Annotated in this window: 23 protein-coding genes and 1 pseudogene; 7 read left to right on the top strand and 17 right to left on the bottom strand. The window is 53.8% G+C overall.

Annotated features, from left to right (window positions below):
- Window positions 1-120 precede the first annotated feature (120 nt).
- Window positions 121-678 carry a Chromate resistance protein ChrB gene (locus QMG93_RS08830; RefSeq protein WP_281935522.1) on the bottom strand — a complete coding sequence of 186 codons (558 nt, stop codon included), beginning with the start codon at window positions 676-678 and terminating at the stop codon, window positions 121-123.
- Window positions 679-802: 124 nt separating this feature from the next.
- Between QMG93_RS08830 and QMG93_RS08825 the strand changes: the two genes are divergently transcribed.
- Window positions 803-1,366: a manganese efflux pump MntP family protein gene (locus QMG93_RS08825; protein WP_281935520.1), complete on the top strand. Its 564-nt coding sequence runs from the start codon at window positions 803-805 to the stop codon at window positions 1,364-1,366.
- 471 nt (window positions 1,367-1,837) lie between these two features.
- Here QMG93_RS08825 and QMG93_RS08820 read toward each other — a convergent pair whose 3' ends face one another.
- The 7 genes from QMG93_RS08820 to QMG93_RS08790 all read right to left on the bottom strand — a co-directional run bounded on the left by QMG93_RS08820 (window position 1,838) and on the right by QMG93_RS08790 (window position 9,486).
- Window positions 1,838-2,380: a TetR/AcrR family transcriptional regulator gene (locus QMG93_RS08820; protein WP_281935519.1), complete on the bottom strand. Its 543-nt coding sequence runs from the start codon at window positions 2,378-2,380 to the stop codon at window positions 1,838-1,840.
- Between the two features lie 94 nt (window positions 2,381-2,474).
- Window positions 2,475-3,224, bottom strand: a complete 750-nt coding sequence (locus QMG93_RS08815; protein WP_281935517.1) for an alpha/beta hydrolase — start codon at window positions 3,222-3,224, stop codon at window positions 2,475-2,477.
- A 31-nt stretch (window positions 3,225-3,255) separates the two neighbouring features.
- Window positions 3,256-4,251 (bottom strand): FecCD family ABC transporter permease, encoded by a 996-nt coding sequence (locus tag QMG93_RS08810; RefSeq protein WP_413789280.1) that lies wholly within the window; start codon window positions 4,249-4,251, stop codon window positions 3,256-3,258.
- A gap of 19 nt (window positions 4,252-4,270) precedes the next feature.
- Window positions 4,271-5,281, bottom strand: coding sequence for a FecCD family ABC transporter permease (locus QMG93_RS08805; RefSeq protein ID WP_281935513.1), 1,011 nt, complete (start codon window positions 5,279-5,281; stop codon window positions 4,271-4,273).
- A 25-nt stretch (window positions 5,282-5,306) separates the two neighbouring features.
- Window positions 5,307-6,302 carry an iron-hydroxamate ABC transporter substrate-binding protein gene (locus QMG93_RS08800; RefSeq protein WP_413789277.1) on the bottom strand — a complete coding sequence of 332 codons (996 nt, stop codon included), beginning with the start codon at window positions 6,300-6,302 and terminating at the stop codon, window positions 5,307-5,309.
- An 85-nt stretch (window positions 6,303-6,387) separates the two neighbouring features.
- Window positions 6,388-8,040: an AraC family transcriptional regulator gene (locus QMG93_RS08795; protein ID WP_281935512.1), complete on the bottom strand. Its 1,653-nt coding sequence runs from the start codon at window positions 8,038-8,040 to the stop codon at window positions 6,388-6,390.
- 189 nt (window positions 8,041-8,229) lie between these two features.
- Window positions 8,230-9,486, bottom strand: coding sequence for a hypothetical protein (locus QMG93_RS08790; protein WP_281935510.1), 1,257 nt, complete (start codon window positions 9,484-9,486; stop codon window positions 8,230-8,232).
- Between the two features lie 228 nt (window positions 9,487-9,714).
- Here QMG93_RS08790 and QMG93_RS08785 point away from each other — a divergent pair, with 228 nt between their 5' ends.
- From QMG93_RS08785 to QMG93_RS08765, 5 genes are read left to right on the top strand one after another with little or no spacing between them, the layout of a single operon-like run.
- Entirely contained in the window at window positions 9,715-10,098 is a 384-nt protein-coding gene (locus QMG93_RS08785; protein ID WP_281935508.1) for a hypothetical protein, read from the top strand.
- Complete coding sequence (locus tag QMG93_RS08780; RefSeq protein WP_281935506.1) at window positions 10,095-11,468, top strand: nitrous oxide reductase family maturation protein NosD; 1,374 nt, start codon at window positions 10,095-10,097, stop codon at window positions 11,466-11,468. The genes QMG93_RS08785 and QMG93_RS08780 overlap by 4 nt, the downstream gene beginning before the upstream one ends.
- The gene (locus tag QMG93_RS08775) at window positions 11,465-12,046 is read left to right on the top strand and encodes a nitrous oxide reductase accessory protein NosL (RefSeq protein ID WP_251600801.1); all 582 of its coding nucleotides are present in this window, start codon (window positions 11,465-11,467) and stop codon (window positions 12,044-12,046) included. The genes QMG93_RS08780 and QMG93_RS08775 overlap by 4 nt, the downstream gene beginning before the upstream one ends.
- On the top strand, window positions 12,046-12,867 hold the full coding sequence (locus tag QMG93_RS08770; protein WP_281935500.1) for an ABC transporter permease: 822 nt from the start codon (window positions 12,046-12,048) through the stop codon (window positions 12,865-12,867). The genes QMG93_RS08775 and QMG93_RS08770 overlap by 1 nt, the downstream gene beginning before the upstream one ends.
- A complete protein-coding gene (locus tag QMG93_RS08765) occupies window positions 12,860-13,573 on the top strand; it encodes an ABC transporter ATP-binding protein (RefSeq protein ID WP_281935498.1) in 714 nt (237 codons plus the stop codon). The genes QMG93_RS08770 and QMG93_RS08765 overlap by 8 nt, the downstream gene beginning before the upstream one ends.
- Window positions 13,574-13,642: 69 nt before the next feature.
- Here the strand turns inward: QMG93_RS08765 and QMG93_RS08760 are convergent, their stop codons facing one another.
- Both QMG93_RS08760 and QMG93_RS08755 read right to left on the bottom strand, forming a co-directional pair.
- Window positions 13,643-14,545, bottom strand: coding sequence for a TetR/AcrR family transcriptional regulator (locus QMG93_RS08760; RefSeq protein WP_281935496.1), 903 nt, complete (start codon window positions 14,543-14,545; stop codon window positions 13,643-13,645).
- 87 nt (window positions 14,546-14,632) lie between these two features.
- The gene (locus tag QMG93_RS08755; RefSeq protein ID WP_281935494.1) at window positions 14,633-15,865 is read right to left on the bottom strand and encodes an MFS transporter; all 1,233 of its coding nucleotides are present in this window, start codon (window positions 15,863-15,865) and stop codon (window positions 14,633-14,635) included.
- Window positions 15,866-16,266: 401 nt separating this feature from the next.
- Between QMG93_RS08755 and QMG93_RS08750 the strand changes: the two genes are divergently transcribed.
- Entirely contained in the window at window positions 16,267-17,745 is a 1,479-nt protein-coding gene (locus QMG93_RS08750) for an Lsa family ABC-F type ribosomal protection protein (RefSeq protein WP_281935492.1), read from the top strand.
- A gap of 71 nt (window positions 17,746-17,816) precedes the next feature.
- Here QMG93_RS08750 and QMG93_RS08745 read toward each other — a convergent pair whose 3' ends face one another.
- The 7 genes and pseudogenes from QMG93_RS08745 to QMG93_RS08715 all read right to left on the bottom strand — a co-directional run bounded on the left by QMG93_RS08745 (window position 17,817) and on the right by QMG93_RS08715 (window position 24,550).
- On the bottom strand, window positions 17,817-19,202 hold the full coding sequence (locus tag QMG93_RS08745; protein WP_281935491.1) for a sensor histidine kinase: 1,386 nt from the start codon (window positions 19,200-19,202) through the stop codon (window positions 17,817-17,819).
- Window positions 19,189-19,881 carry a response regulator transcription factor gene (locus tag QMG93_RS08740; protein WP_281935920.1) on the bottom strand — a complete coding sequence of 231 codons (693 nt, stop codon included), beginning with the start codon at window positions 19,879-19,881 and terminating at the stop codon, window positions 19,189-19,191. The genes QMG93_RS08745 and QMG93_RS08740 overlap by 14 nt, the downstream gene beginning before the upstream one ends.
- Window positions 19,882-19,961: 80 nt before the next feature.
- Complete coding sequence (locus QMG93_RS08735) at window positions 19,962-21,962, bottom strand: beta-lactamase family protein (protein ID WP_281935490.1); 2,001 nt, start codon at window positions 21,960-21,962, stop codon at window positions 19,962-19,964.
- 205 nt (window positions 21,963-22,167) lie between these two features.
- A pseudogene (locus QMG93_RS08730) lies at window positions 22,168-22,854 on the bottom strand (dihydrolipoamide acetyltransferase family protein); the annotation flags it as partial.
- 274 nt (window positions 22,855-23,128) lie between these two features.
- A complete protein-coding gene (locus tag QMG93_RS08725) occupies window positions 23,129-23,533 on the bottom strand; it encodes a hypothetical protein (protein WP_281935488.1) in 405 nt (134 codons plus the stop codon).
- Window position 23,534: 1 nt separating this feature from the next.
- The gene (locus tag QMG93_RS08720; RefSeq protein ID WP_281935486.1) at window positions 23,535-23,966 is read right to left on the bottom strand and encodes a GNAT family N-acetyltransferase; all 432 of its coding nucleotides are present in this window, start codon (window positions 23,964-23,966) and stop codon (window positions 23,535-23,537) included.
- A 5-nt stretch (window positions 23,967-23,971) separates the two neighbouring features.
- Window positions 23,972-24,550: a uridine kinase gene (locus tag QMG93_RS08715; protein ID WP_281935484.1), complete on the bottom strand. Its 579-nt coding sequence runs from the start codon at window positions 24,548-24,550 to the stop codon at window positions 23,972-23,974.
- Window positions 24,551-24,848 lie beyond the last annotated feature (298 nt).

Raw genomic sequence — 24,848 nt, 5'->3', positions numbered from 1 at the left:
GCCCGGATGCTTTCCTCAGCTCATTCGCTAGCCGAAGCTGCAGAGCTGTCCCCAGCCTGCTCCGCCCCCTGCCGCTTTGCCTCCGATTCCTTCCATGCCGGGGCTTTTGCGAAATAAACTTTACATCAATTCGCCTTCTTTGTTCCCCTCTTCTTCATATACTTGCTGTGTAAAATGCTCTAGTGAAGCTGCGCACTCATCCAATTTATTTTGACTTTCTGTCGTGTAATTCGTTTGGAAAAAATCGCGGTTCAATATTTTTCGATGCCATCTTTTGAGTCGAACCAGTTCTGCCTCATTTTCTTCCACTTCATGATAGGAGAAGTTCCCCAAGCTTGTTTCCTTTTTAATTTCTTCAAGAAAGACATTACAACTCTCGATAAATTCCTTATACTCGACTTCACGCTGTTGATTAAACGAAGCGACCATCTGCTCTTCTGTAATGCCTGAAAACTGCTCAACCTCCAACAATATCACCTCGCCATGATTGTCGGAAATGAGGTTTTGAAGTTGAGTGGCTTTCCCTTGAATATCTGACGTAAGAGGGAGCACGCATACGGATTGCTGCAAATAAAAGGCCCCAATGGATTTGAGCGTCCGCCAAACCCGGACACGCAATGTAGATGGCTCTGCGGGTACACGGTACGATAATATAAGCCACTTCCGCTTTTCGCTCACAATGATTGCCCTCCCAAGCAGTGATTTGACTTTGAAATGAAACAGTTGTTTCATTTCTATGATTATTATACTATATAATTAAATGTAACACCTGTTTCATTATTTCACAACGTTGGAGGGAATCGTGTTGGTTGCTTTGAAGATGATCGCTTTGATTTTAACACTTGGAATGGATACGCTTATGATTTCGATATCTCTAGGGTTTGTAAAAACAAAAGGAAAAATGAAAATTGCCCTTGCATTTGCGTGTGCGGAAGCATTAATGTCTTTAATTGGGCTATTTATCGGACAAGGCGTGGGTCAGCTCATTGGCAATTGGGCTTCGTTAATTGGCGGAATTGCTCTGTTAGCGGTAGCCGTCTGGCTAATCTTTTTGGAAGACGAGGATGAAGCGGAAGAGAAGCTGGAACGGAATTTGGTTGGATGGACATTGATTGTAACAGCGCTCAGCATCAGTTTGGATGAATTGGCAGTTGGCTTTTCCATCGGTCTTGTCGGAGTGCCTATTGCGTTAACCATTAGTTTAGTTGCACTTCAAGCATTCGTTTTTACATTTTTAGGACTTACGTTTAGTTCAAAGTTGAAACGATACCTCGGCGAATGGTCGGAGAAATTTGCCGGAGTTATTCTAGGATTGCTTGGATTATGGTTATTTATTGATGCCATTATACGTTTATTACATGACTAGACTTCTTCAAGGAATGAACGGAGCTTTCGTAGCAAGCGGACGAGCCGTTGCTCTTCAGCCGATGGGTATGTATAACTGCATGTCAATTGCCGCGAGCGGCTTTTTTTCTACAATGGAATACCTTTACAACGAAAAGAACCCTTGTTCGTCGAAGTAATGAAGTACGATTACTTTGATGAACAGGGGTCTCCTTAGTATCCGTTCTCATTTCGCGGCTGTTTCCCCATTCAAATCTTCATCCGTTATCGAATATCTAATCAGAAATTCATACCAGTATTGATCAAAAGAAATTTTGTTCCTGTCCTGTAAGGTTAAATACCGATCCCACAATCTCATCCGGAGTTTTTCCAAGTCGGTCGTTGGCTCCATGTTGCCTTCTCCTCCCAGGGCGCATGATCAACTTTATGTGATCAGTCTATGGGGATATATCCAGAAGAAGCACGGTGTTTACCTAACAAGAAGAAATAATGATTAGCGTTCCGGGTGCTTCGGCTTAAGCTCTGGCATCTCCAAAACGGCCGAAATGTTGCACAGCATGCCGTTCGCCATGAACATGCTGACCGCTACCTCCGGCTGTGCGATGCCCGCTTCGCGAAAGCGCGCCTCCACGGAAGCCGTCACCTGATGCATGCCTTCCCGCATCACTTGGCGGATCGGCTCTTCCTTGATGACCATCGCTTGCATTTGCAAAACGATTTCATGATGATGCGTGCGCATCAGCTCTTCGTAAGCTTGAATCATCGCCTGCTCCAGCCGGTCCGAAGAGGCATCCACCCTAGAGAACGCACGGACGATGCGCTCAATGGCCAGCTTCAGCGCAGCGGCGAACAGCTCCGCTTTGCTTTTGAAAAATTTGAACACGTAAGGCTGCGAAATGCCCACCCGCTCCGCAACTTGCGCCGTAGTGGCGCTGTAGTAGCCATGCTCCGCGAACACTGCTACGGCGGCTTCCAATATTTCTTCCCTGCGGTTCGCTGCGGCAGGCTCGCCGGTCTTCGACTTCATCTTGCCCATCGTTCCTCCTGCGAAACCGGAGTGCTCCGGCCGATCTCTTCGATCAGTTAGTTATTAATTACTAACTGTACTATACGCGGACCGGCCGGAAATTTCAAGAATCGATTTCCGCCGGAAACAGCCAAGCCATCGCTTCCGGAAAACGTTTGATAAAATACTTCGCTTCGTGACCCGCACCGTCTTCGATTTCGAGCCGCAACCGATCCCTGTCGAACCCGCGCTCCGTCAATATCGCATGCACTTCGCGGGTGTACGGTACCATCATTTTCTGGGCGCTCGGTTTATGGATGCCTTCGATGCTTCCCACATACATGTAGATTTTGCGTCCTGCTGCCTCTATCGGCTTCGTTCTCACATACTCCATGAAGTCCGGGTACCAGAAGGAAGCGGACAGCAGCCCGAACCGGCCGAACACGTCGGGATGCAAATAAGCGGCGTAAAGCGAGACCAAGCCCCCGAACGACCCGCCGGCGATGCCCGTCTCCTCCGGCAGGCGGGATGTCCGGTACTTCTCATCGATCCAGGGCTTCAACCGGCCGGTAACGAAGGCGAGATAGTCGGCGCTCTGTCCGCCGAAATTCCGGGACGAGTCTGCCAGCGAGGGGGCAGCCCACGGTGTGTACTCGTCATTTCGCTCGAACGGCGTAATGCCGACGAAGATAAGCTCGCGCAGCTCTCGGCTCTCAAACCTTCGTTCCAGCTCCTCCATGGAGGAATCGAACAAATAGCTTCCATCCTGTACATAAACGACCGGGTATGCTGCCCCGCTTGTAAAATACGAAGGCGGGAGATAGACGGCTATCTCCCTGTCATCGAACGTTTCGACTATGATTTTTCCCTGCATGACGCCCTCCCGGGTTGGGGCCAGTCCCTGATCAGGCTCTGGCCTTAAATAACAAATATACAAAATACGGCACTCCGATAATTGAAATCACAATGCCGACAGGCAGCTCGGCGGGTGAAAATACCGTCTTCGCTATAAAATCCGATACGACGACCAGCGCCATGCCGATCAGGCCGCAGACGGGAACCATGCGGACGTGCCGGATGCCGACAAGACGCCTGGCGATATGAGGCGCCATCAGGCCGACGAAGCCGATCCCACCCGACACGCTGACGCAGGCGCTCACCAGTCCGATGCTGCCGAGCAGCAGGATCATCCGCTCTTTTTCCACAGCGACGCCCAAGCTTCTGACGCTGTTCTCCTCCAACTGGAGCAAGTCCAGAATGTACGATCTGCGCACGATGACGGGAATAAGAACGACCAGCCACGGGAGCATGGAGACAATAAACTTCCAGTTGGCGTTGTAGATGCTGCCGGTCATCCAGACCGTGGCCATCTCGAAGTCGGAAGGATTCATTTTCAGGCTGATGTACATCGCAACCGCGCCGAGTCCGGAAGCGGTCGCGATACCCACCAGAAGGACGCGCTGCGGGTCCAGCTTGCCATCCTTCCAGGCAAACAGGTACAGAAACGCGGCCGTGGTTAGACCGCCCGCCCAACCGAACAACGGCATCGCCATCGTAGAGAACCAGCCCGCTCCCTTGATTTGCCCGCTGAAAAAAAACATAAAGATGACGACTGCCGCGCCTGCTCCGGCGTTGATGCCCAAAATTCCCGGATCGGCCAGCCCGTTCCGCGTGACGCCTTGAATCGCCGCGCCGGCCACGCCCAGCCCCAAGCCGACCAAGGCGGCAATAACGATCCGGGGCAGCCGGAAGTCGAAGATCACCAATTTGTGCTCGGGCTGCGGGTCGATCCCAAGCAGCGTTCGAACGATGTCGCCCACCGTCATGTCGAAGGCCCCGTTCGTGAGAGACAGGTATGCGGCGGTGACGATCAGCGCGACCGCTCCAAGCAGTACCGCCATGTACTTGCCGGTTGATTGATTATGCACGCTGTTCCCCTCCCTTCTTCCGAATCAGATACAGAAAGAAAGGAACTCCGATCAAGGACGTCACGACGCCGATCGGCATCTCGAACGGGTAGTTCATGAAGCGGCTTGCGACATCGCACAAGGCAAGAAATACCCCGCCCAGCACACCGGCGCACGGCACGATCCAGCGATAATCGAGGCCGACGAGAAAACGGGTAATATGCGGGACGATCAAGCCGACGAAGGCGACCTTGCCGGCAAGCGCCACGGAAACGCCCGTAAGAAGAATGACGGCAAGCATCGCGACCACTTTAACGAGCAGCGTCCGCTGTCCGAGGCTGACCGCCACTTCTTCGCCCAAGGAAAGAATCGACACGGATTTCGAGATGAGCAGTGCAAGCGCGACCCCGACCACGGCAAAAGGAATCGCCAGCTTGATCAGATTCGGGTCCATCTGATGCAGGCGGGCGTTATACCAAAAGCCGATTTTTTGCGAAACCTGAAAATACGTCGAGAACGCGGTCGCCATGCTGCCGAGAAACGTGCCGATCACGGTGCCTGTCACCGCCAGCCGGACTGGAGACATCCCGCCCGGCAGAAGCGACGCCAGTCCGAAGACAAGCCCTACGCCGAACGCCGAACCGATGAACGAATACACGATCATTTCGATCGAAGAAGAGCCGGGCAGCGCGATCATGCAGACCGTAATGGCGAATACCGAGCCGTCGGTCACCCCCATGATCGAAGGGGATGCAAGGTAGTTCCTTGTCATCCCCTGCATAAGCGCTCCCGACATCGCCAGGAACGCGCCGATGAGCAGCGCTCCGATCGCGCGCGGGACGCGGGAGTGCATCACGATTTGATGATTGACGTTGCCTGAATCGAAATTGGCGAACGCCTCCCAGAGCGTGCCTGCATCGATCGTTTTGGAGCCGAAACGGACGGATAAAATGATCGAGAGGACGATCGCAACCGGCGAAAGCCATAAGATCCACGCCGGGTGAAGCTTGTATGCTTGTTTCATGGTTTGTCGGCTCGCCTGCCCGGAATCAGGAGGCCAGCTTTTCCACAGCTGCTTTCAGGAATTGAATTTTGCTCCACGAGGTGCCGCCTTGCCCTAACGGATCGACGACGTTGACGAATACTTTGCCGTTTTTCACCGCATTGATGCTCTGCCAGATCGGATTTTTTTGCAGATCCTCCAGCGCCTTCGGCGTGTCTTTGTTTTCGTCCTCGGAGAACTGCAGGAAAATGTAATCCGGGTTCATTTCGCTGAATTTCTCGATCGAGATGAGCTCCTGCGCCTTAGCGGCCTTCACTTCCGGAGGAGCCGTAAAGCCGAGGTCGGCATACAGCGACGCGTTGAAGAATACGCCTTCGGGATAAATGTACAGGTTGCCGGTCCGGACTCTCAGGGAAACGACCTTCTTGTCTTTCAAGCGATCGCCGAGCTTCGCTTTGGCTGCTGTCACATCTTCCTTATACTTTTGCAGCACCTGCTTGGCCTGCTCCTGCTTGCCGGTCAGCTCGCCCAGCAGCAGCAGATTGGCTTCCCAGTTTGTCGAAATATGCGACACTGGGAACGTCGGCGCGACTTTGGCCAGCTTCTCCGCCATTTCCGGCGGGAACTTCGAAGAGCCCAGAATGACGTCCGGCTTCATCTTCAAAATGCCTTCGATATTCGGCTGCATTTTTTCGCCGGTGCTTTCCACGCCTTGCGTGATACTTTCGAACATCTTCGGAAATTTGCCGCCTACGGTAATCGCACCGACCGGCTTCACGCCCAGCACCAGCGCATCCTCCATCGCTTCCATCGCGCCCGCGATGACGATTCGGTCCGTTTTACCGGGCACCGTGTAATCCTTACCGAGATATTTGATCGTTTTGGTCGCCGGAGCCGCGGCGTCTTTGGCCGCTGCCGCCGGTTTCTCCGTTCCTGTCGAAGCGGCCGGCTGCTCTTTCCCCTGACCTGCCGTGCCGCAAGCGGACAAGGCAAGCGCCAGCAGCGCCGCAGCTCCTATTCCTGACCAACTACGTTTCATCATCTTGCTAATCCCCTCTCATTGATAACGATTCTCATTTGCGATTATAAACTACCCTCCCCCCTTAAACCATGGACGATTTCCGGAGTCACTTTGGACAATTGTCGGAAAACAGATGCAGTGCCGCATCGACGATCCGATTGTGGGCAGTGGCGGAATATTCGTGCCACGGGTCGGAAGGAATGCGGTGCACCCGTTGCTTCCGGACCGCTTTCAAATCCTGCCATGCGGAAGCGCCGCTTAACCGCTTGGCGTGAGCCAGCGATTCCGGCTCCTGGCGAACGAGCAGCAGCAGGCGGTCCGCGTCGATCTCCGCCAATCGTTCCAGCGTAATCGGCTCATTGAGCACGGTGCGGCCGATCGGGCAAGCCGGCTTCACTTGCAGGTCGCCATACAGCACTTCCCGCATACTCCGGTTGCTGAACACATGGCATTCGTCCTTATAAATGCGCAGGATCAGAACCGTATCGTCCCCCGCCTCGCGGGCAAGCTGTTCCCGAACGGACTCCACCTTGCGGTCGTACTCTCTCAGCCACAGCTCCGCCTCCTTCGACGCCCCGAGAAACTCTGCCGTAAACTGCAGCTGCTCCCGCCAGTTCTTCTCGGCCCACGGCACCTGCAGGAGCGGAGCGATCTGCTTCAGCTTATCCTGTTCTTCCTCATCCAGCCCGGTGCGGCACAGAATAACGTCCGGCCGGGCTTTGCGCAGCGTGTCGATATTCGTTTCCCAATCCAAATTGTTGCGGTAAGCGCTGAGATGAACGGGAATATCGTTGCGGTACGTTTCGTAGTAGTAGGCCGTCCACTTCGGATGAAGCGGGGCGGCATAAGGCAGCATCCGCAGCGCTACAAGCTGGCCGGTGATGGCCGAGCTGTAGGCGGCTATCTTGCGGTTGCGGTTCTTCATATACACCGTCGGCGATACGCCGACTTCCTGTTTGAACTTTCGGCTTAAATAAAACTCGTCGCTGTAACCGACCTGCTGGGCGATGTCCCGCAGCCTGACGTTCGAACCGGCCATCAGTTGCTTGGCCCGCGTCATGCGGAGCTCCGTCAAGTAATCGATGGCGCTGCTGCCGTACGTTTTTTTGAACAGCTCCACGTAGTATTTGGGACTGACCCCGGCCATCCGGGCGAGCTGCTCGATCGACAAGCTTTCGTTGAAATGGCGCTCCATATAGTCTTTCGTCCGCCGGATGGCGGCTTCCGAATCTTTTCTCGCGGAGAGCCCGACATTCTTCATAACGCCATAGATCAGTTCGCGGAAGGCCAGGCGGGCGCGCGGGCGTCCGGTATCCTCGCCGCTCTGCCAATGGCGGCTCACGGCATCGCATAGCGTAATCATCTGCGCGGCGGGGACCATCGGAATTTCGTCCTGCACCCAGAATAAGCCTTGTTCCTTGTTGAACCGGAGCTGCCCCTCGTCCTCTTCCGTCTCTCGGTACAAGTCAAACCGGAACAAAAACAGGCTCAACCCTTCCGCCGTATCCGAAGCGGCACCGAACGTCTGGCCCGGAGAGCACACATAAGCGGTATCCTGGCGGAGCCGGCCTTCCTTCCGGTCTACGATCAACCGCCCGTGTCCCTTCGTCACCGCGAGCAGAACGTACGAATCCGCGAGCTGCTGCTCCATGCGCCATTCGCCGTCTCCTTTGAACGCTTCTACGTCCCGAAGCTTCCAATGCGTACCGTCCAGCCAAGTGACCACCTTATCCCCCGGTTCCGTGATGCCTGGATTCATAAGCTTGTGCACCGTCCTATATGATAATGATTCTCAATACGTTTTTTGAAGTATATCAAAAAAAATACCCCTTTGTCGATGAGATCGGTGGCCGGCAAAAGAAAAACAGACCTCCGAGCCACCGTAAAAGTGGAATTCGAAGGTCTGTTTTTCAATTCGATCATCCCATCGTCCAATCGCAAGCGGGCTTTACGGCCTGACCCATTTCGCGCCCTGCCAAGTGTGGATGTAATACCAGGACTCTCCGTTTGGAGAGTTCCAGACCCGAGATGCCGTAACGGTTTGCGGGGTAAACGTGAGCCATTTTTCCGCAGGCTGATTTTCTACATAAGGGATGTCGAACCCGATCGAGGACCCCGTAAGTTCAAGCCGCTCGCTGCTTAACTGCACCCCGAGCTTGACATCCTGCTCGAAATCACCGGTTAATCGCGAGGCAATTTCCATGGACGGATTGATCCATTTCCCGACGCCCTCGCTTACCGTAAAGTACCAGCTTCCTTTTTTCCCGATGACCTGAACGGTTTGGGCCGGTTGTTCTGCCCCTATTTTCTCGGTATAGGTGGAGTAGATCGCAGGAGTTTTAAAGTAATGGAACGGAACGGGAATGTCCAGCTTCAGGTCGACCTGCTCTACCCCTTCAAAACCAAGCCCATAGTCGTCGCTGCAGCGAATCCATCGCAGTCCGTTCGGCGTCTCGATCTGGTACCAGACGCTCGGAGGAGCCATGCCGGCTAACCGGGTATACTTCGCCACAGGCTTCAATACTTGAGGGGGCAGCTTCGGCTCGCCGGTCAACGGCTTTTCAAAGGGCTGGCTGTACACTTCGCTCTCCCGCGCAACGGGAATCATTCCTTCAACCGGTTGGCCCGCGTAATTCTCCGCATAATGCTCCGAACGAATCCATTGCTCCCCCAGCCAGGAGGTCCGGATCAAATACCATTTCGCCGATGTGCGACAGGGCGTGTACGGATCGCATGCGTCGATGGAAGCAACCGCCTGAACCTGCTGCGGCGAAAGACTGTACCCGGTTAATTTCATCCGGGAGTCATAGAGCGAGGTCTGGGGGTCCAGCAGAGTCAAGGTCTGTTCCTGCTTCTGCAGTTGGCCGTACTTGTACGCCCCTTCCTTCAAGTTAATCCACGCTTTGCCAAGCCACGTCTCGACCGGTACTTTATCCATCCTCGTAATAGAGAGCAGTTTGTCGCTTTCAATCGGGGCGAGCTTCACAGACTGATAAGCGCTGATGGAGCCGAGGACTTCATTCGGTTTCGTTTTATCACTGGCGTACAGTTTAAAATCGTCAAACAAAGTAATATAAGGCATCGCGCTCGGTTCGGCAAGCTTCTGATCCGCAGGCTTCTGGTCGGCACGGGCGGTCTGCGATCCCGACGGCAAGGTTACCGCTGCGGCCAGCAGCAAAATGAGCCATTTGCTTATGTCGTCCATCTCCTTTTCAAAAAAACCAAAAGTTTTCCATTTTTGATCTTACCATAAAAATGGAATAATTTCCATGCGCTCCTCCGGACCGCTCCCCTCAACCGGCAGGCGGCTTTTGCCAAAAAGTTCATTTTATCTTCACAGGAAACCGCCTCCGATAGCCCGACCGGGCTATGGGCAACCCGCTTTCCGTTCTATACAATGAGGGTGCTTGCCTGTTTTGTAAGGAGTGATGAGATGAATCGTAAACGAATGCTGACGGTCCTGCTTGGCCTGCTGCTGGTGACCGTGATGACCGCCTGCTCCACCTCCGAGCGTCCGGTCGACCCGTCGGAGGTGGAGGTCACGCTGACGACCGAGCCTTCGCCGCCCAAGGTGAACGCCGTCACCAAGTTCACCGCCACGTTAGGTGGTGTGCCGGAATCGACCAAAGCCACCCTGGCCTTCGACATTCGCAAGTCCGAAAACGATACGCTGTCGTATTTGAATGCGAAGCCGGAAGGAAACGCGTACTCCGCGGAAAAAGAATTGAAGGAGCCGGGAACGTACACCGTCTACGTGCATCTGTACATCGGCGACCTGCACATCATCAAGAAAAAGAAGATTGAGGTCGCTTCATGAGCCGCAACCGCATCCGCAGCCTGATGCCGCACGGGTCCGCCCTGCGCGTCGCGCTGCTGGCGTTCGCACTTGCGGTGCTGCCGTCCACGGCGGTCTGCGCCGAAAGCAGCAGCAACAGTGGAAGCAGCGGGAAGGAAATCCCGCTCCAGCAGCTCATTGACGAAACGCCGCCCGGCGGCACGCTGAAGCTGGCGGCCGGGACCTACCGGGGGCCAGCCGTCGTCGCGAAGCCGCTGCGGATCGAAGGCGCGGACGGAGCGCAGATCGTCAACGAGTCGGATCAGCCGGCGGTTGAGCTCCGTGCCGACCGCTCCGCGTTAGCGGGTCTGGCGATCCGGGACACGGGAGTCAAGACTACGGCGGCCGTGCTGCTTTCCGGCGCCGACAGCACGCTGGAGAATCTGCGGATCGAGACGGTGTCCTCCGGCATTCATCTGCGAGACGCGAGCCGCAACAAGATCAGCCGTACAACGGTGGGTTGGGCGGGGCCGGACGTCAAGATGACGGAGAAGGGCAACGGCATCGACCTGTACGCCTCCCATGACAACGTGATCGCAGGCAACACCGTCACCGGTATGCACGATGCCATCTACATCGAGAACAGCAACGGCATCCGGGTAGAACAGAACGAGGTGAACGAGTCCCGGTACGGCGTGCATTTCATGTACGTCAATGACTCGTCGATCCGGGGCAACACCGGGGCGCGCAACATCACGGGAGCGATGGTGATGGCCGTCAAAAGCGTAGAGGTCACGGGCAACACGTTCGTTAAACAAAGCGAGAACGTCAACTCCCAAGGCCTGCTGCTGTTCGACGCGAGCGATTCCGTCTTCGCGGACAATCGTCTGGAGGGTAACCGCGTCGGCATCTACATCGAGCAAGCGCAGAAAAACGTGCTGGAGCGCAATCGGGTGACCGTAAACTACGTGGGCCTGCAGCTCAAAGAATCCGAGAACAACCGGTTTCAGGGCAACGATTTTCAGGGCAACGTGATCCCGGCCGAAGCGACGGACAGCCAGAATAACGACGTGAAAGGCAACTATTGGGACAGCTTCCAAGGCGTCGATCTGGACGGAGACGGGTTCAGCGATATGCCGTATGCGATCAATCCTTTTTTTCAGAAGATGACCAAAACGACTCCGCCGTTCCAGCTGTTCTTCCAGTCGCCGGGCATGACGTTTCTGGAGGGCATGCTGACCTCGTCCAAGAAGGCTTGGACGACCGACCGGGCGCCGGCGATGAAGCCTTACACACCGGACGCCTACCGTCTGCCGGCCGGATCTGAAACGGCGGGAACGCTAATCGTCAGCCTCCTCCTGCTGGGGAGCGCAGTAACAACCATATTCGTAACGGGGGTTCGAAGAAAATGAAAAAATTTACTTTAAGTCTGGCCATCGTCATGATCATTCTGGTGCTGTCCGCATGCGGAGCCAAAAAATACGAGCCGCAGGCCATCAACGAAGCGACGGACAAATGCGCCGTGTGCAACATGCAGGTGAAAGACGACCAGTTCGCAACGCAAGCGGTTCTGAAGGATGGCAAATCGCTGAAATTCGACGATATCGGCTGCTACAACGAATGGAAGAGCAAAAATGGCACCGAGCAGGTCGGAGCGACATTCGTTCGGGACTACCATTCCAAGGAATGGATCGAGCTGGAGAAGGCTTACTACGTGTACGACAAATCGTTCAAATCGCCGATGGCTTACGGCATCTATTCGTTCAAGGATAAAGCGACGGCGGAAAAATTCATCGCGGAGAATGGAAAAGGCAAGCTGATGACGGGCTCCGAGCTGGGCTCCCATACGTGGGAACGCAATTCGGACAAGATGAAGCATATGAAAGACAGCCACAAGCCCGGCGATGAAGGCAAGCAAGACATGAAAGACATGAAGGACGGCCATGGCGGCAGCGAAGCGAAGAAAGAAGAGCCGAAGGTCGCACACTAATGAAACCGATGCTGACTGTGGCGATTCGCGAGATGCGAATCGGCTTCCGCAACCCGTGGGCATATTCGTTCCTTGCGCTCTTTTCCTTGTTCAGCCTGGCCCTGCTGCTGATTCACTCCAGCCGGGTCGTCGAAGGGTATTCGAGCGTCACGGGCACGATGCTGAACCTGATCCTGTACCTGCTGCCGCTCATGACGCTGCTGCTCGGTTCCTTCTCGCTGACCGCGGAAAAGGAAGAAGGCGGCTGGCAGCTGCTCTCCGCTTATCCGCTTGGCACGCCCGCGTTCGTGCTGGGCAAATATGCGGGCATCGCCGCCGTGCTGCTCGTCATCGTCGCCTTCGGCTACGGCTTGACCGGCGTCGTCGGACAGCTTACCGGAAAGCCGTTCGATGTGAAAACCTTCACGTTGTTCCTGGCTTTCTCAGCTGGCATCGTGCTGCTGTTTCTGGCTGTGGCTGCCATCGTCGGCACGCTCGCCAAAAACCGCTGGCAGGCGCTGACGTACGGCGTGGCGATCTGGTTCTTCACCGTCATCGGCTGGCCGACGCTGCTTGTCGCCGTGCTCGGCTTGCTGCCGTACCTGTGGATCAAACCGGCGCTGGCCGTGCTCACCCTGTTCAATCCGGCGGAGCTGGTCCGGCTGTTCATCGTCGTCAAGCTGAGCGGAGGGTCCGTGCTCGGGCCCGAATACTACGAATGGATCGGGTGGATTCGCGGGACGGGCGGCACTCTTCTGTTCCTGCTCGTCTCGACCGTCTGGATCGCCGGTTGTCTGGGCGCCGCCGTCGTGCTCTGGGAAAGGGGGCGGTCGCGTGGCTGAACCGGTGCTGAAGCTGACGAATGTCCGCAAAACAATCAACAAGCAGCCGATCGTCAAGGGAGTCGATCTGGAGCTGTATCCGGGGCAGGTGATGGCGCTGTGCGGCGGCAACGGAGCGGGCAAAAGCACGCTGCTGCGCATGATCGTCGGCAGCTCGCAGCCGACCGAAGGCTCCATCGAGGCGTGCGGCCTCCAGTGGCGCGCCGACCGGATGCGCTACGCCGCTTCTGTCGGCTACATGCCCGACGACTACGTGTTCGGGCAGGCGCTATCCGCGCGGGAGACGCTCACGTTCTGGGCGAAGCTCCGCAGCGTGCCGCCGTCCCGCGTCCAGGAGCTGCTGCACAAGGTCGGTTTGGCCGAGGTGCAGCAGAAGCCCGTCACCTCCTTCTCCAAAGGGATGCGGCAGCGGCTGCTGTTTGCGCAGGCGCTGCTCGGCGACCCGCCTCTGCTCGTGCTGGACGAGCCGACAAACGGCCTCGATCCGTACTGGCTGCAATCGTTCGTGCATCTCATTGAAGAAGTGAAACGCGAAGGCCGCGCCGTCATTTTCTCGACGCACCACCTGCAGGTGGCCGAATCCGTCGCCGACCGGGCCATGTTCCTGCGGAACGGGGAATTGGTGCGGCAGGGCTCCATCGACGAGTTCCGGGAGCACTACGGGCCGAAGGGACTCGACGGAGCGTTTGCGGAATTTATGGCTTAAGCGCATTTCCTCTAGAATCAACAGAAAAGCCTTGTCCTCTTTCCAAGGGAAGAGAACAAGGCTTTTTCACTATCCGCGAACAAGTCCCGCCTGCTGGCACGCCGCCTCCAGCTCCACCAGCAAATCGGCCAGCTCCGGGGAGCGCTTCAAATTCGCCAGCATGCCGAGCACGATGACCTTGCGCGAGCGGATCTCCACCAGCTCCTGCTCCAGCACCGCCAAAGACTCGAGCGCTTCATTGCGCGCTTCCCCTTCGGGGAGCCGCTCCGACCGTTCCCGGCACCGCTTCACAAGCAGGAGCGGATGAGCCGACTTCGCATTTCTCGCGTATACCTCTTTCAGCCTCGGCCAATTGCTTTCGTTCAAAAGAGGGCGCGGCTTCTCCTGCAGCACGCGCTCCGCTACCGCATCGACGATATGCAGAATATGGCGGCATACTTCGTCCGGTCCCAACTTGATCTTCTCGACCAACTGCAAGCCCATGTAGGTCGACAGCAAGCTGCTTAACAGCAATACGCCTTCCGGCGCATAGGGCGCGTAGCCGTCCCCGTAGATGCCAACAAGGCTGTCGATAAAGAACATACTGATCTCGGTATCCATTTGCTTCAAGTAATCCCGAATTTCCTGATTTACGAAGCCTCCGTTTTCCCGCATCTGCATGGTGAAAAATTCGGGATATTCGATCCACAGGCCAAGGCAGACGAGTATTTTCCGCTCCAGTCGCTCCCTTGACCCCAGTTGCCGTTCGCGTTCCACGAGCTGCATCCCGTCGTTCAAACGCTTAAAAAAGAATTTAAAAATATCCAGCAGCAGCGCTTCCTTGGAGGAAAACTGCTGATATACGCTGCCTTTGGACATTTTGCAAGCTTCGGCGATTTCCTGCATCGTCGTCTGCACATACCCGTTCGCAGCGAATAGCTTCATCGCGGCAAGCAGGATGTGCCGCTTCTTCTCGTTCCACTTCTCTTCCACCGTTACACCGCCCCGAAACTTGTATGGTCTGCTTCGTTTACGTCTTAGCGAATATAGCGGATACGCAAGTAACTTGCAAGCTCCACCCTAGTCCTGAACGGCTGCGGCGCCTTCTTGTAACGGTGCCGAGCTTCCTGCACGATTGCGTTCCTTCCAGCGGATCAGCATAGCCGTGCTTGCCACCATGAAGGCCGCTCCGAGCACATAAGGGTAATTGACGTTAACGTCGAACAGCACGCCGGCAATGGACGGTCCCGCGATCGTACCCAAGCTCATATAGGCGTTGTTCATCCCCGCTACGAACCCCTGCTCGTTTCCGGCCATTTTGGACAACAGCGTATTGACGGCCGGCCGGATAATCGTCGTGGCAACGAAAAACAGAATGGTCACGGCAAAAACGGAAACGTACGTCTTCGTCACGAGGACCGCCAGCATCATAACGGCGGAAAGCAAAAACATAGCAATAAGAATTTGACGCTCGCTAAACCTCCGCAGCAACCTTTCGAACAAAACAGCCTGGGTGAAAACCCCTGCCAGCGCGCCGAGCGTGATCATCAGCGAGATGTCCTTCGGCGTAAATCCGTGCTTCACATCCACATATAAACTAATCACGGCTTCAAAATTCATTAACCCGAACGTCAGCATGAACACAAGCAGAAGCAGCACGAAGTACGGCGCGCGAAACGAGCTAAGCAGTTGCTTGAACAGATTTTCCCGCTTCCTCTCCGCCGTCCGGGCCAATTGCCTCGCTTCCCGGCTCTGTGTCTCCGGCAGGAACAGCAGGGACAGCAGTACCGACACGCCGGCGATCGCCGTCGCCACATAGAACGGAACCCGCAGCCCGTAGTCGGCCAGAAATCCGCCGATGCCGGGCCCGATCACGACGCCCAGCGACATGGAGGCGCTGAACAGGCCCAATCCTTTTCCGCGATCCTTCTCCTGCGTAATATCGGCCACATAGGCCATCATCGCGGGTGTCAGGAGCGCAGCCCCGATTCCGCTGAGCAGCCTGGATACGTAAAGCAGCCACATCTGATCGGCCAGCCCGAACAGCAGCTGGGACAACGCAAATACCCCGATCCCCCCGACAATCATAATTTTACGTCCGTATTTATCGGACATCTCGCCGGCAATAGGCGAAAATAGGAGCTGCGTCACCCCCATAGCCGCGACAAGATATCCCATGTCCTGACCGCTTGCCCCGAATTCCGTAATGAATTTAGGCAAAATGGGGATGATCAGTCCCATTCCCACCATCGTAATGAACATGTTCACCATCAAAATGACGAGCGGTCCCCAATTCGAACCGGTTTTGGTCATAACGTTCACCTCTCTTGCAGATTTCAATTTCAGTCCGCTTGACCAATTGGTTCTATAAATGACTAAGTGGTCATTTGGAATTATATCCTCCCCCTTCCATGAAGTCAAATAGTTGAAATTAACAAATAGCTATGGTAAGATGGCTCTAAATTAATGACAGGAGCTGAAAAGATATAATGTAAAATAACTTTCTTGCTAAGAAATATAAAATAGTAAAACAAAAAAGCGACACGAGCGCATGTTTTATTATTTATATGCAAGAAAGTTACGATATCTTTTCACTCAAACAATATATCCTTATCTAACTCTATATTTGAGTTGGATTTGCTGTATTTATTTGAGCTGTAGGAAAGGTAACTTTCTTGCAGCTTTTATATTTTTGTACAGGAGGATCTATATCTATGTCATTAATCAATGTAACAAATCTGACGTTCGCCTATGACGGCAGTTACGATAACTTATTCGAGGACGTAAGCTTTCAGATCGATACCGATTGGAAACTCGGATTTACGGGAAGAAACGGCAGAGGCAAAACCACCTTCCTCAACCTATTGCTTGGGAAGTATGAATACAGCGGAACGATTTCCGCCAAAGTCAGCTTTGAATATTTTCCATTCCATGTGGAGAACAAGGAGCATAACACAATCGATATCATCGGCGACATCTACCCGGATTACCTTCACTGGGAATTGATGCGCGAGCTTTCGCTGCTCAAGGTGTCGGAGGACGTTCTATACCGTCCCTTTGCTTCGTTGTCCAATGGCGAGCAAACCAAAGTATTGCTGGCCGCCTTATTTCTGAAGGAAAACAGCTTTCTGTTGATTGACGAGCCGACCAATCACCTGGACATGAACGCCCGAAAACTGGTCAGTCAATATCTCAATACGAAAAGCGGCTTTATCCTCGTCTCTCACGACAGGTCGTTCCTGGATCGCTGCGTAGACCATATTCTGTCCATCAATAAAACCGACATCGAAATTCAAAAAGGCAATTTTTCCGATTGGTGGGAAAATAAGCAGAGACAAGACCAATTTGAGCTTGGCGAGAACGAAAAGCTGAAAAAAGACATTAAACGTTTGTCGGAAGCGTCCAAACGAACGAGCAATTGGTCACATGAAGTGGAAAAAACGAAGAACGGCACAAGAAATTCCGGCTCCAAGGTGGACAAAGGGTACATCGGGCACAAGGCTGCCAAAATGATGAAACGCTCCAAATCCATGGAGCACCGGCAGCAAAACGCGATCGAGGAAAAGTCGCAGCTCTTGAAAAATATCGAAAGCTCCGAGAGCTTAAAGATTACCCAGCTGGCTTTTCATAAAAATCAGCTCGCCGAACTGGACCATGTTTCCATTTATTATGGGGAGAAGACGGTTTGCACCGATATCAGCTTTACGATTGAGCAAGGGGAACGAATTGCGCTCTCGGGTGCGAACGGCTCCGGAAAATCAAGCATTATTAAGCTGATTTGCGACGAGGATATCGCGTATACCGGCACGTTCCGAAAGGGAAGCCAGCTGAAAATATCGTATGTTTCGCAGGATACTTCGCATTTACATGGAAATTTATCGGACTACGCTAGAAGCACCGGAATTGACGAAAGCCTGTTTAAATCGATCCTAAGAAAGCTCGATTTCTCCAGAGCTCAGTTTGAAAAGGATATTTCAGATTATAGCGGCGGCCAAAAGAAGAAGGTGCTGCTGGCGAAAAGTCTTTGCGAGAAGGTTCATTTGCATATTTGGGACGAGCCGCTGAATTTTATCGATGTGATCTCCCGTATGCAGATCGAGGAACTGCTGCTTGAGCACTCGCCGACCATTCTTTTTGTGGAGCATGACAGCGAATTTTGCAAAAATATCGCTACCAAGATCGTAAAACTTTAAATGGGCGCAAGCTGAACAGAGGCAGCGGCCGTTCGGAACGTGATTTTCGCGTCCGAAGGTGCCGCTGCCTTTTATGCATCCGCACGCGGCAAGCTGATCCGAAACATCGTGGAATACCGACGGTCCGCTTCCAGTTCAATCGTGCCTTGGTGCAGCGTAACGATTTTTTGGCAGATGGCGAGGCCCAAACCGGTACTGTCTTTCACCGCCCCGGCTCCGCGTGTAAATTCCTCGAAGATGTGCTCCCTGATCGGCTCCTGTACGCCAATTCCGTCATCTCCAAGCCGCAGCACAGCCCGGCCGTCCTTGCTTTCGCAAGACGCGTACAGCACCGTTCCCGCTGCATTGAACTTGAGCGCATTTCCGATCAGATTCATGATAACGCGTTTCATATGCACATGGTCCAGCATCACCGGCAGCGGCTCTTCCGGAATCTGCACATCCAGTCCGAACCCTTTGTCCTCGATTTCGGAATAACATTCCGCCACAATCTGCTGAAACCATTTGGTGACGTTTACTTTTTCTCTTTTCAGCATTTGATTGGAATCTTCCAATTTTGCCAATTCGAACAAGTCCTTAATCAAATTGGACGTATAGGAAGATTTGTCGTGAATGTATTGGATATATTTGCGCCTCCTGCTTTCCTCCAGCGACGGATCGTCCAGCAGCAACTGGGAATAGCCGTAAATCGAAGTCATAGGCGTCTTCAAATCATGCGATAAATGCAAGAGCATGTTTTTGCGGCTGGTCTCGGCCGCTTCCTTCTCGGCAGAGGTCCGCTGCAGCCGCTCGGCCAACCCGTTGAAAGCCTCGCGGATTTCGTCGAACTCCTGCTCGGCCGTAAACGTCAGCCGCTTCGTATAATTCAGCCGCTCCATTTCTTTGATGCCTTCTACAATTTGCCGGATCGGCTTCTCTACTTGCTTAACCGAGTATTTAGCGTACAAATACACGACGATAAGCAAGCCAAGCGCAAAACATGCCGCAAAAATGGCTATGGCCGCAGAGACTTTATCCAGCCGCATAGGTATTTTCCAAAGCAGGATATACGGCTCTTGATTCGGCCCCTTTACCGAATAAGCGTGATAATAGATCGAATCATCGTTCCGCTGCATATCCATTTTGACATAGAGCAGTCCATCCCGGTAACGGACGATATCGTCTTCCTTATTTCCCCGGACATAGATCACCTCTCCCGCCTCGTCGATCACCTCAAACCAGCCGCCGTACCGATCCAGCAGCTTCCCGTCGATATTTTCGAAGGGATACCGATAAATATCTTCCCCCGCAATCCGAGGCAAATCGCCCGTCCTGTCTACTACCCGGTTCATCAGAATATCGGTGCTCACAAGCGCTACGGCAATCGCGCCCAACAAAAGGCCGCTAATGACGATATAGTTGCGGACAAACAACTTCTTCAGCGGTCTTGGGCCGCGAATGCTATTATTTCTTCTCAAAACGGTAGCCTAACCCCCTAATCGTAACCAGGTAGTCAGACTTTCTTGGGTTATGCTCGATCTTCTCGCGGAGCTTGCTGATATAGACCATAATCAAATTTTCGTCCCCCATATACTCTTCGCCCCAGACCTGCTCGTAAATCTGCGCTTTCGTGAATACCCTGCCGGCTTGGCTCATCAACAAAGCGATAATTTTGAACTCGTAGGATGTGACTTCCTTGTTTATACCGGTTTTATAGAGCTTGCAGCTCTCCAAATCCAGTTTGACGTCACCGATTTCGATGATGGCAGGAGCGGGCTTGTCCGGCTTGGTAAAGGCATCCAGGCGTCTGAACAGCGCCTGCACCCGGCTTACGACTTCAAGCGGGTTAAAGGGCTTGCCCACGTAATCGTCCGCCCCTAGCTGCAATCCGAATATTTTGTCCATATCGTCCGACTTGGCCGAGAGAAAAAGAAATGGAATCGGGGAGCTTTGCCGCACTTTCTTAAGCAGCTCCCATCCATCCATCCGTGGCATCATAATATCTGCGATGATCAAGTCAATCTGCTCGCGCTGCAGGATCGTCAGCGCTTCATCGCCGTTGCCCGCCGTCATTGTGCCGTAACCGGCATGGTTTAAATAAACGGCGAGCAATTCGACAATTTCCGCTTCATCGTCGATGATCAATATCGTTTTGATTGGCTCTTCACCTCTATTGTCTTATACCCGTATCCTTATCCATCAGCTATCCGCTGATGAGGGAAAAGAGCTATCGCTGGCTAGAATAAATGATCGGCGAACCGGGACAATAGCACTGCGGCTTCTTGTCTCAGCATCGGCTGTGTCGATCTGTAGTCGACCGCTCCGTTTTGGTCCTCGCTAACTTCGGGTCCATATAATACTTTCGCCACAGCGAAGCGGACACCTTCCACCGCCCATGAATCCGTATGGCCTGCAATCTTGGCTTCTTTAGGGGTAGCACGCAGATGATTGAAGGCCATGCGCCATACAATGGTCGCCGCTTCCTGTCGTGTCAATGGCTGCTGCGGGAAGAACCGGTCACCGACTGATCCCTGGATCAAGCCAAGCTCTTGCGCGGCCTGGATATGCTGGGCATACGGACTGTCCGCGACATCGGCGAACACCGGCTTTTGCTTCGACGGGGCGAGACCCGACCACCGGATGATCCAGCCGATAAACTGTTCCCGCGTAATGGGCTGCTCAGGCCGGAAAAGGTTGTCGCCGCTTGCCTCCCCGATGACATCAAGCTGGCGCATATGGCCGATGTAGGCTGCATACGGATGCTGGGGAGCAACATCGTCATAGGGGCGCGGCTGCGGCAATTTTTCGGACCAGCTGTCGAGCTTCAGATCGTAATAAAACGCCTGTACCTCGCCTTTTTCATTCCGTTTGAACGCCGCTTTGACACCCTGATCGTCCTGAAACAGAAGCGGCTCGATTTCATGCAGCACATGCTCGCCAAGCGGGTCTTGCACGATAAGCTTGCCGTCTTCCGCGCGAATGCGCGATGTCCACATCCGGTTTCGCAAATCGCTGTATGTGCCTGCAAACTCAGTTAGCGACGAGGAGAGCGGCCCATGAGCATCGGCTTGCTTGCCCGCAGCCGGGTAATAATGATTCATGAAGGCTTTGAAAAAAGGCTTCCGGAGCTCAAAATCCTTATTGACGGTAATGAAAACGCCGACCTTCTGATCGGGAATCAACCACATCCCCGTATGGTATCCGTCTACATCTCCGGACTTCTCAACCACATACTGCCCGTTGGCATCTTGCCGATTGGAATATTCGAAGCCGTAGGCCATATTCGGCAGCTTCGGATGGATGGCAAGCTGAGGCTTGTGCATGTCGCGAGTCGTTGCTTCACTCAGAATCGCCGTGCTCCCGATCTTCCCCCCGTTCAAATGTGCCATCATAAACCGAGCCATGTCCGAGCCGGTTGAGAGCATTCCGCCTCCCGGAAACTCTGTCGGGACCGTCGCAAGTGTAGGGATGTTATCACCGAGCTGGTTATAGGGTACGGCGAGCCGCTTTAAATTTTCCGAATTTAGCCGAAAATCGCTGTTTGTCATGCCCAGCGGCTGAAAAATATGTTTCTGAACGTAATCGCCGAACGGCTGGCCCGCAACCTGTTCGATCACATACCCTTGAATCGTAAATCCCAGGTTGTCATAGCGATAAAATTGTCCTGGCTGGCGTATAATCGTGGGCGAATTGTTGAGAAGATATTGTTTTAAGGAAACTTCCTTGGACAAGTCGGTCGTTGTAGAATCGGACAAATCCCCATACTCAAATCCGGTCGCATTCATCAATAAATGCCGCATGGTCAACGGTACATCCGTCCGATTCCCGATGCGAACCTCCCCCAAATATTTCGACACATCGGCGTTCAAATCGAGCTTCCCTTGCTCGGCCAATTGCATGACGCCTGTAGCTGTAATCACCTTGGAAACCGAGGCGACGCGAAATAGGGTTCGGTCCGGGTCGACCGGCAGTTTCTGCTCCACATTGGCGTAGCCGTAGCCTTTGTTTAACAGTACCCGGTCGTCCTTCACCACGGCCACCGCGGCACCGGCCATCTGTTTCTGAATATCCGGCTGGTTAAAAAACGCATCGACAAATCGCTCGACTTCCTCCGGTGCCTGAGGTCCTGCCGGACCGGATTCCGCCGATACGCCTGGCACCGGGCCGCTCCCGGCCAATACTGCAACGGCCAGGGCAGCGACAGCCAGTTTGCTTCCATATTTACCCATTCGATTCATAAGAATCACTTCCTTTTTGTTGTCTTTTCCCTACAACAACAATATAAACGGGTAAACTTAACCTGAATCCTATACAATCTTAATGTAAAGTGAAATTTGCCGCAGCACTCCCGTAATGCCCCTCGCTATTCAAACAATTTGAATAAGCGCCCCCAAGCCAATACTTCATTAGCTTAGGAGCGCCGTTTATCATCGTTCTTAAGGTTCAATCCAAGGAGCCCTCCGGGCCGTACGCCTCCAGATTTTCCTTGACCCGCTGCAAAAAGCGCCCGCAAATCACCCCGTCCAAGATGCGATGGTCCAATGCCAGGCACAAACGAACCATCGAACGCACGGCGATTCGGTCGTCCACGACAACCGGCTTTTTGACGATCGATTCGAACGTTAAAATCGCGGCCTGCGGGTAGTTGACGGTCGGGTAAGACGAGATCGAGCCGAACGCCCCCGTATTATTGACTGTGAATGTGCCTCCCTGCATGTCGCTTGGCGTTAGCTTGCCCGTACGCGTCAATTGAGCCAGCCTGTCGATTTCCAGCGCCAGTCCGGCGATATTTCGGAGATCGGCACTCCGGATGACCGGGGCCAGCACCGAGTCTTCCGTCCCGACCAGAAGCGAGAGATGGATGTCCCGCTTCACGATAATTTTGTCGTCCGCCCATATCGAATTCATGATCGGATAGTCCTTGATCGCCCGGACGACCGCTTGGATAAAAAAGGCGAAGTACGTCAAGTTGACGCCCTCCTGCCGCAAAAAGTCGTCTTTGAGCTTGCTGCGCAGCAGGACCAGATTCGTTACGTCCGCTTCCACAACCGTCAGGGCATGTGGAATCTCCGTCACGCTCCGCAGCGTGCGTTCGGCAATCGTCCTTCGGACAGGCGTCACGTCGATGGCACAATCAGTATCGGCAAGCTCCTCCTGCCGCTGAGGCACGGTCATTTCCATAACATTGGACTGGCTCACGATGATGTTTCCTCCAATCTTTTTTTAATCTCACCCTCTCCTAACGCAGTTGCCACGAAAAGTTAGTATGTAATCATAGGATCAGGTACTAATTCTATTCCAATCGTACCCCTAAGATAGACGGGTGTCAACTCCGGTATCCCGCCGGCAGATCCATCGGTTAAATCTGCCGGCGCCCAGGCTGCACCGTCTGAAACTACACGTCCTACGGCCAAATCACCGCTTCTTCCGGACTCAACGGCCTGTCGTATAAATTATTGCTCATCGGGCCCGAGTAGACGATATGCCGGACCACTTTGCCTTCGTTGCAAAAAACGATGATTGTGTTGGCATCGTCATTGGACAAATATTGATCGGTCCAATGATAGCCCACAGCGGCATTGATGGTTTGCGGAGCGGTGTAAGGCCCAAAGACGTACGCCTTGTCCCAAGCGAAGTCGGTGTGTTCCTTCAAATAAACGGCCTTGCCCGCTTCCCGGGCTTTGGACGCTTCTTTCTCAATGGCGCGGGCGAGCTGCTGCTCCGGGCCCCCGATTTCGAGCCGGATTACGCCGTAAATGACGGCTGCGGCAAGCAACATGACTGCGGCGATTGCTATTGTTTTCTTCATGCTACAGCTCTTTTCGGAACACTTGCTGCGTCTTCGTATTTTCGAATCCTGCGTGCTTGTAGAATTGGTGGGCTTCCACTCGGGTGACGTTGACCCGGACGCGAAGCTCGTGATAGCCCTTCGTTCTTGCCCATTCCTCGCAATGCCGTACCAACTGCTTGCCGATTCGCTTGCCTCTGAACTCCTGATCCACGACCAGCCCTCCGATTTCAGCGTAGGGCGGAGATTCGACCAGCAATCTCCCATGCGCATGAATCCAGCCGACGAGCTTGCTCTGCGTTTTTGCCACGATCACGACATGATCGTCCGCACTCAAAATCGGAGCCAACCTTGCTTCGATTTGCTCCGCGTTAGCGGGATAGCCCAATTGACCGGATAACCGGGCAATCTCCAGGCTATCCTGCGGCACGGCTCTGCGGTAAAGCAAGTCCATTTCACTCATCCCCTGTCTCTGTTCTCTTCCTGCCTGCTTAATCGGGTCCGTATCCATTCGAATACAACTTCGCCTCCCTTGTGGGTGCATAACCCGTTGACCACCATATCCGCATGCCATTTTGTCGGTTCGACATACTGCGCATGGCGGTAGGCAACAAAGCTGGCGTACGCCGAAACATCTTCTTCCGCAATGCCCCATTTCGCAAACGAGGGGATTCTTCTCAGCATCCGCTCTTCCGGCGGGCAATCGACATAGATTTTGAGGTCTGCCATGTCCAACATCTCCGTGAAGTGAAACAACAAGAACCCTTCAATGATCAGAAGCTGTGCTTGTCCGCCGGCGATTTCGTTTCGTACGTCCTCCATGATCCGATCCATATCGAGGGCGTCAGGCTGGTTGAAATCCTCAAACGGCTTCCCATGAAAAGGCGCCACCGCTTGTGGCCGTTCCTTCTTGTAATAGCGGTCCATCGCTATGACCCGGACATGGAAGGGCTGCGCCCGCTCCTCCAAGTAACGACTGAGCGTCGTTTTGCCGCTCCCTGCGCCGCCTGCGATCCCTATGATAAGCGGTTGCTTCATTCGATTCCCTCATTTGTATTGTATAGATGTAGTGCCGTCAGCAACTAGTTTATCACATCCTCCTCCCTAAAAATAACGATTGCGGAGGCTATCCGGAAACGGGAAAAAGGACCGGGCCTAAGCCAGGTCCCTAGAGTTTTGAGAAGCCCTAGGATTAGAAAATCATTGACAAATAGAGGTGGGGTGTATCCCGTAAGAGTTTACGTCCGCCTCCCTCAGTATGATGCTGTTTTCTCGTTCTATCTCGCTCATTCGCAGGATCTTATTCATGCTGAAACTTTTGAATAAAGTAACGAAG

Origin of the sequence: Paenibacillus tyrphae (assembly GCF_027925525.1) — a bacterium.
GTDB lineage: Bacteria > Bacillota > Bacilli > Paenibacillales > NBRC-103111 > Paenibacillus_G > Paenibacillus_G tyrfis_B.
Note: the sequence above shows the minus strand (reverse complement) of the source record. Positions and strands in the feature narration are given on the sequence as shown.

Coding starts and splice junctions, on each gene's coding strand:
- QMG93_RS08820 (WP_281935519.1), bottom strand. CDS start 2,380: ATGGGCAAGATGAAGTCGAAGACCGGCGAGCCTGCCGCAGCGAACCGC.
- QMG93_RS08815 (WP_281935517.1), bottom strand. CDS start 3,224: ATGCAGGGAAAAATCATAGTCGAAACGTTCGATGACAGGGAGATAGCC.
- QMG93_RS08810 (WP_413789280.1), bottom strand. CDS start 4,251: ATGGCGGTACTGCTTGGAGCGGTCGCGCTGATCGTCACCGCCGCATAC.
- QMG93_RS08805 (WP_281935513.1), bottom strand. CDS start 5,281: ATGAAACAAGCATACAAGCTTCACCCGGCGTGGATCTTATGGCTTTCG.
- QMG93_RS08800 (WP_413789277.1), bottom strand. CDS start 6,302: ATGATGAAACGTAGTTGGTCAGGAATAGGAGCTGCGGCGCTGCTGGCG.
- QMG93_RS08795 (WP_281935512.1), bottom strand. CDS start 8,040: ATGAATCCAGGCATCACGGAACCGGGGGATAAGGTGGTCACTTGGCTG.
- QMG93_RS08790 (WP_281935510.1), bottom strand. CDS start 9,486: ATGGACGACATAAGCAAATGGCTCATTTTGCTGCTGGCCGCAGCGGTA.
- QMG93_RS08785 (WP_281935508.1), top strand. CDS start 9,715: ATGAATCGTAAACGAATGCTGACGGTCCTGCTTGGCCTGCTGCTGGTG.
- QMG93_RS08780 (WP_281935506.1), top strand. CDS start 10,095: ATGAGCCGCAACCGCATCCGCAGCCTGATGCCGCACGGGTCCGCCCTG.
- QMG93_RS08775 (WP_251600801.1), top strand. CDS start 11,465: ATGAAAAAATTTACTTTAAGTCTGGCCATCGTCATGATCATTCTGGTG.
- QMG93_RS08770 (WP_281935500.1), top strand. CDS start 12,046: ATGAAACCGATGCTGACTGTGGCGATTCGCGAGATGCGAATCGGCTTC.
- QMG93_RS08755 (WP_281935494.1), bottom strand. CDS start 15,865: ATGACCAAAACCGGTTCGAATTGGGGACCGCTCGTCATTTTGATGGTG.
- QMG93_RS08750 (WP_281935492.1), top strand. CDS start 16,267: ATGTCATTAATCAATGTAACAAATCTGACGTTCGCCTATGACGGCAGT.
- QMG93_RS08735 (WP_281935490.1), bottom strand. CDS start 21,962: ATGAATCGAATGGGTAAATATGGAAGCAAACTGGCTGTCGCTGCCCTG.
- QMG93_RS08725 (WP_281935488.1), bottom strand. CDS start 23,533: ATGAAGAAAACAATAGCAATCGCCGCAGTCATGTTGCTTGCCGCAGCC.
- QMG93_RS08720 (WP_281935486.1), bottom strand. CDS start 23,966: ATGGACTTGCTTTACCGCAGAGCCGTGCCGCAGGATAGCCTGGAGATT.
- QMG93_RS08715 (WP_281935484.1), bottom strand. CDS start 24,550: ATGAAGCAACCGCTTATCATAGGGATCGCAGGCGGCGCAGGGAGCGGC.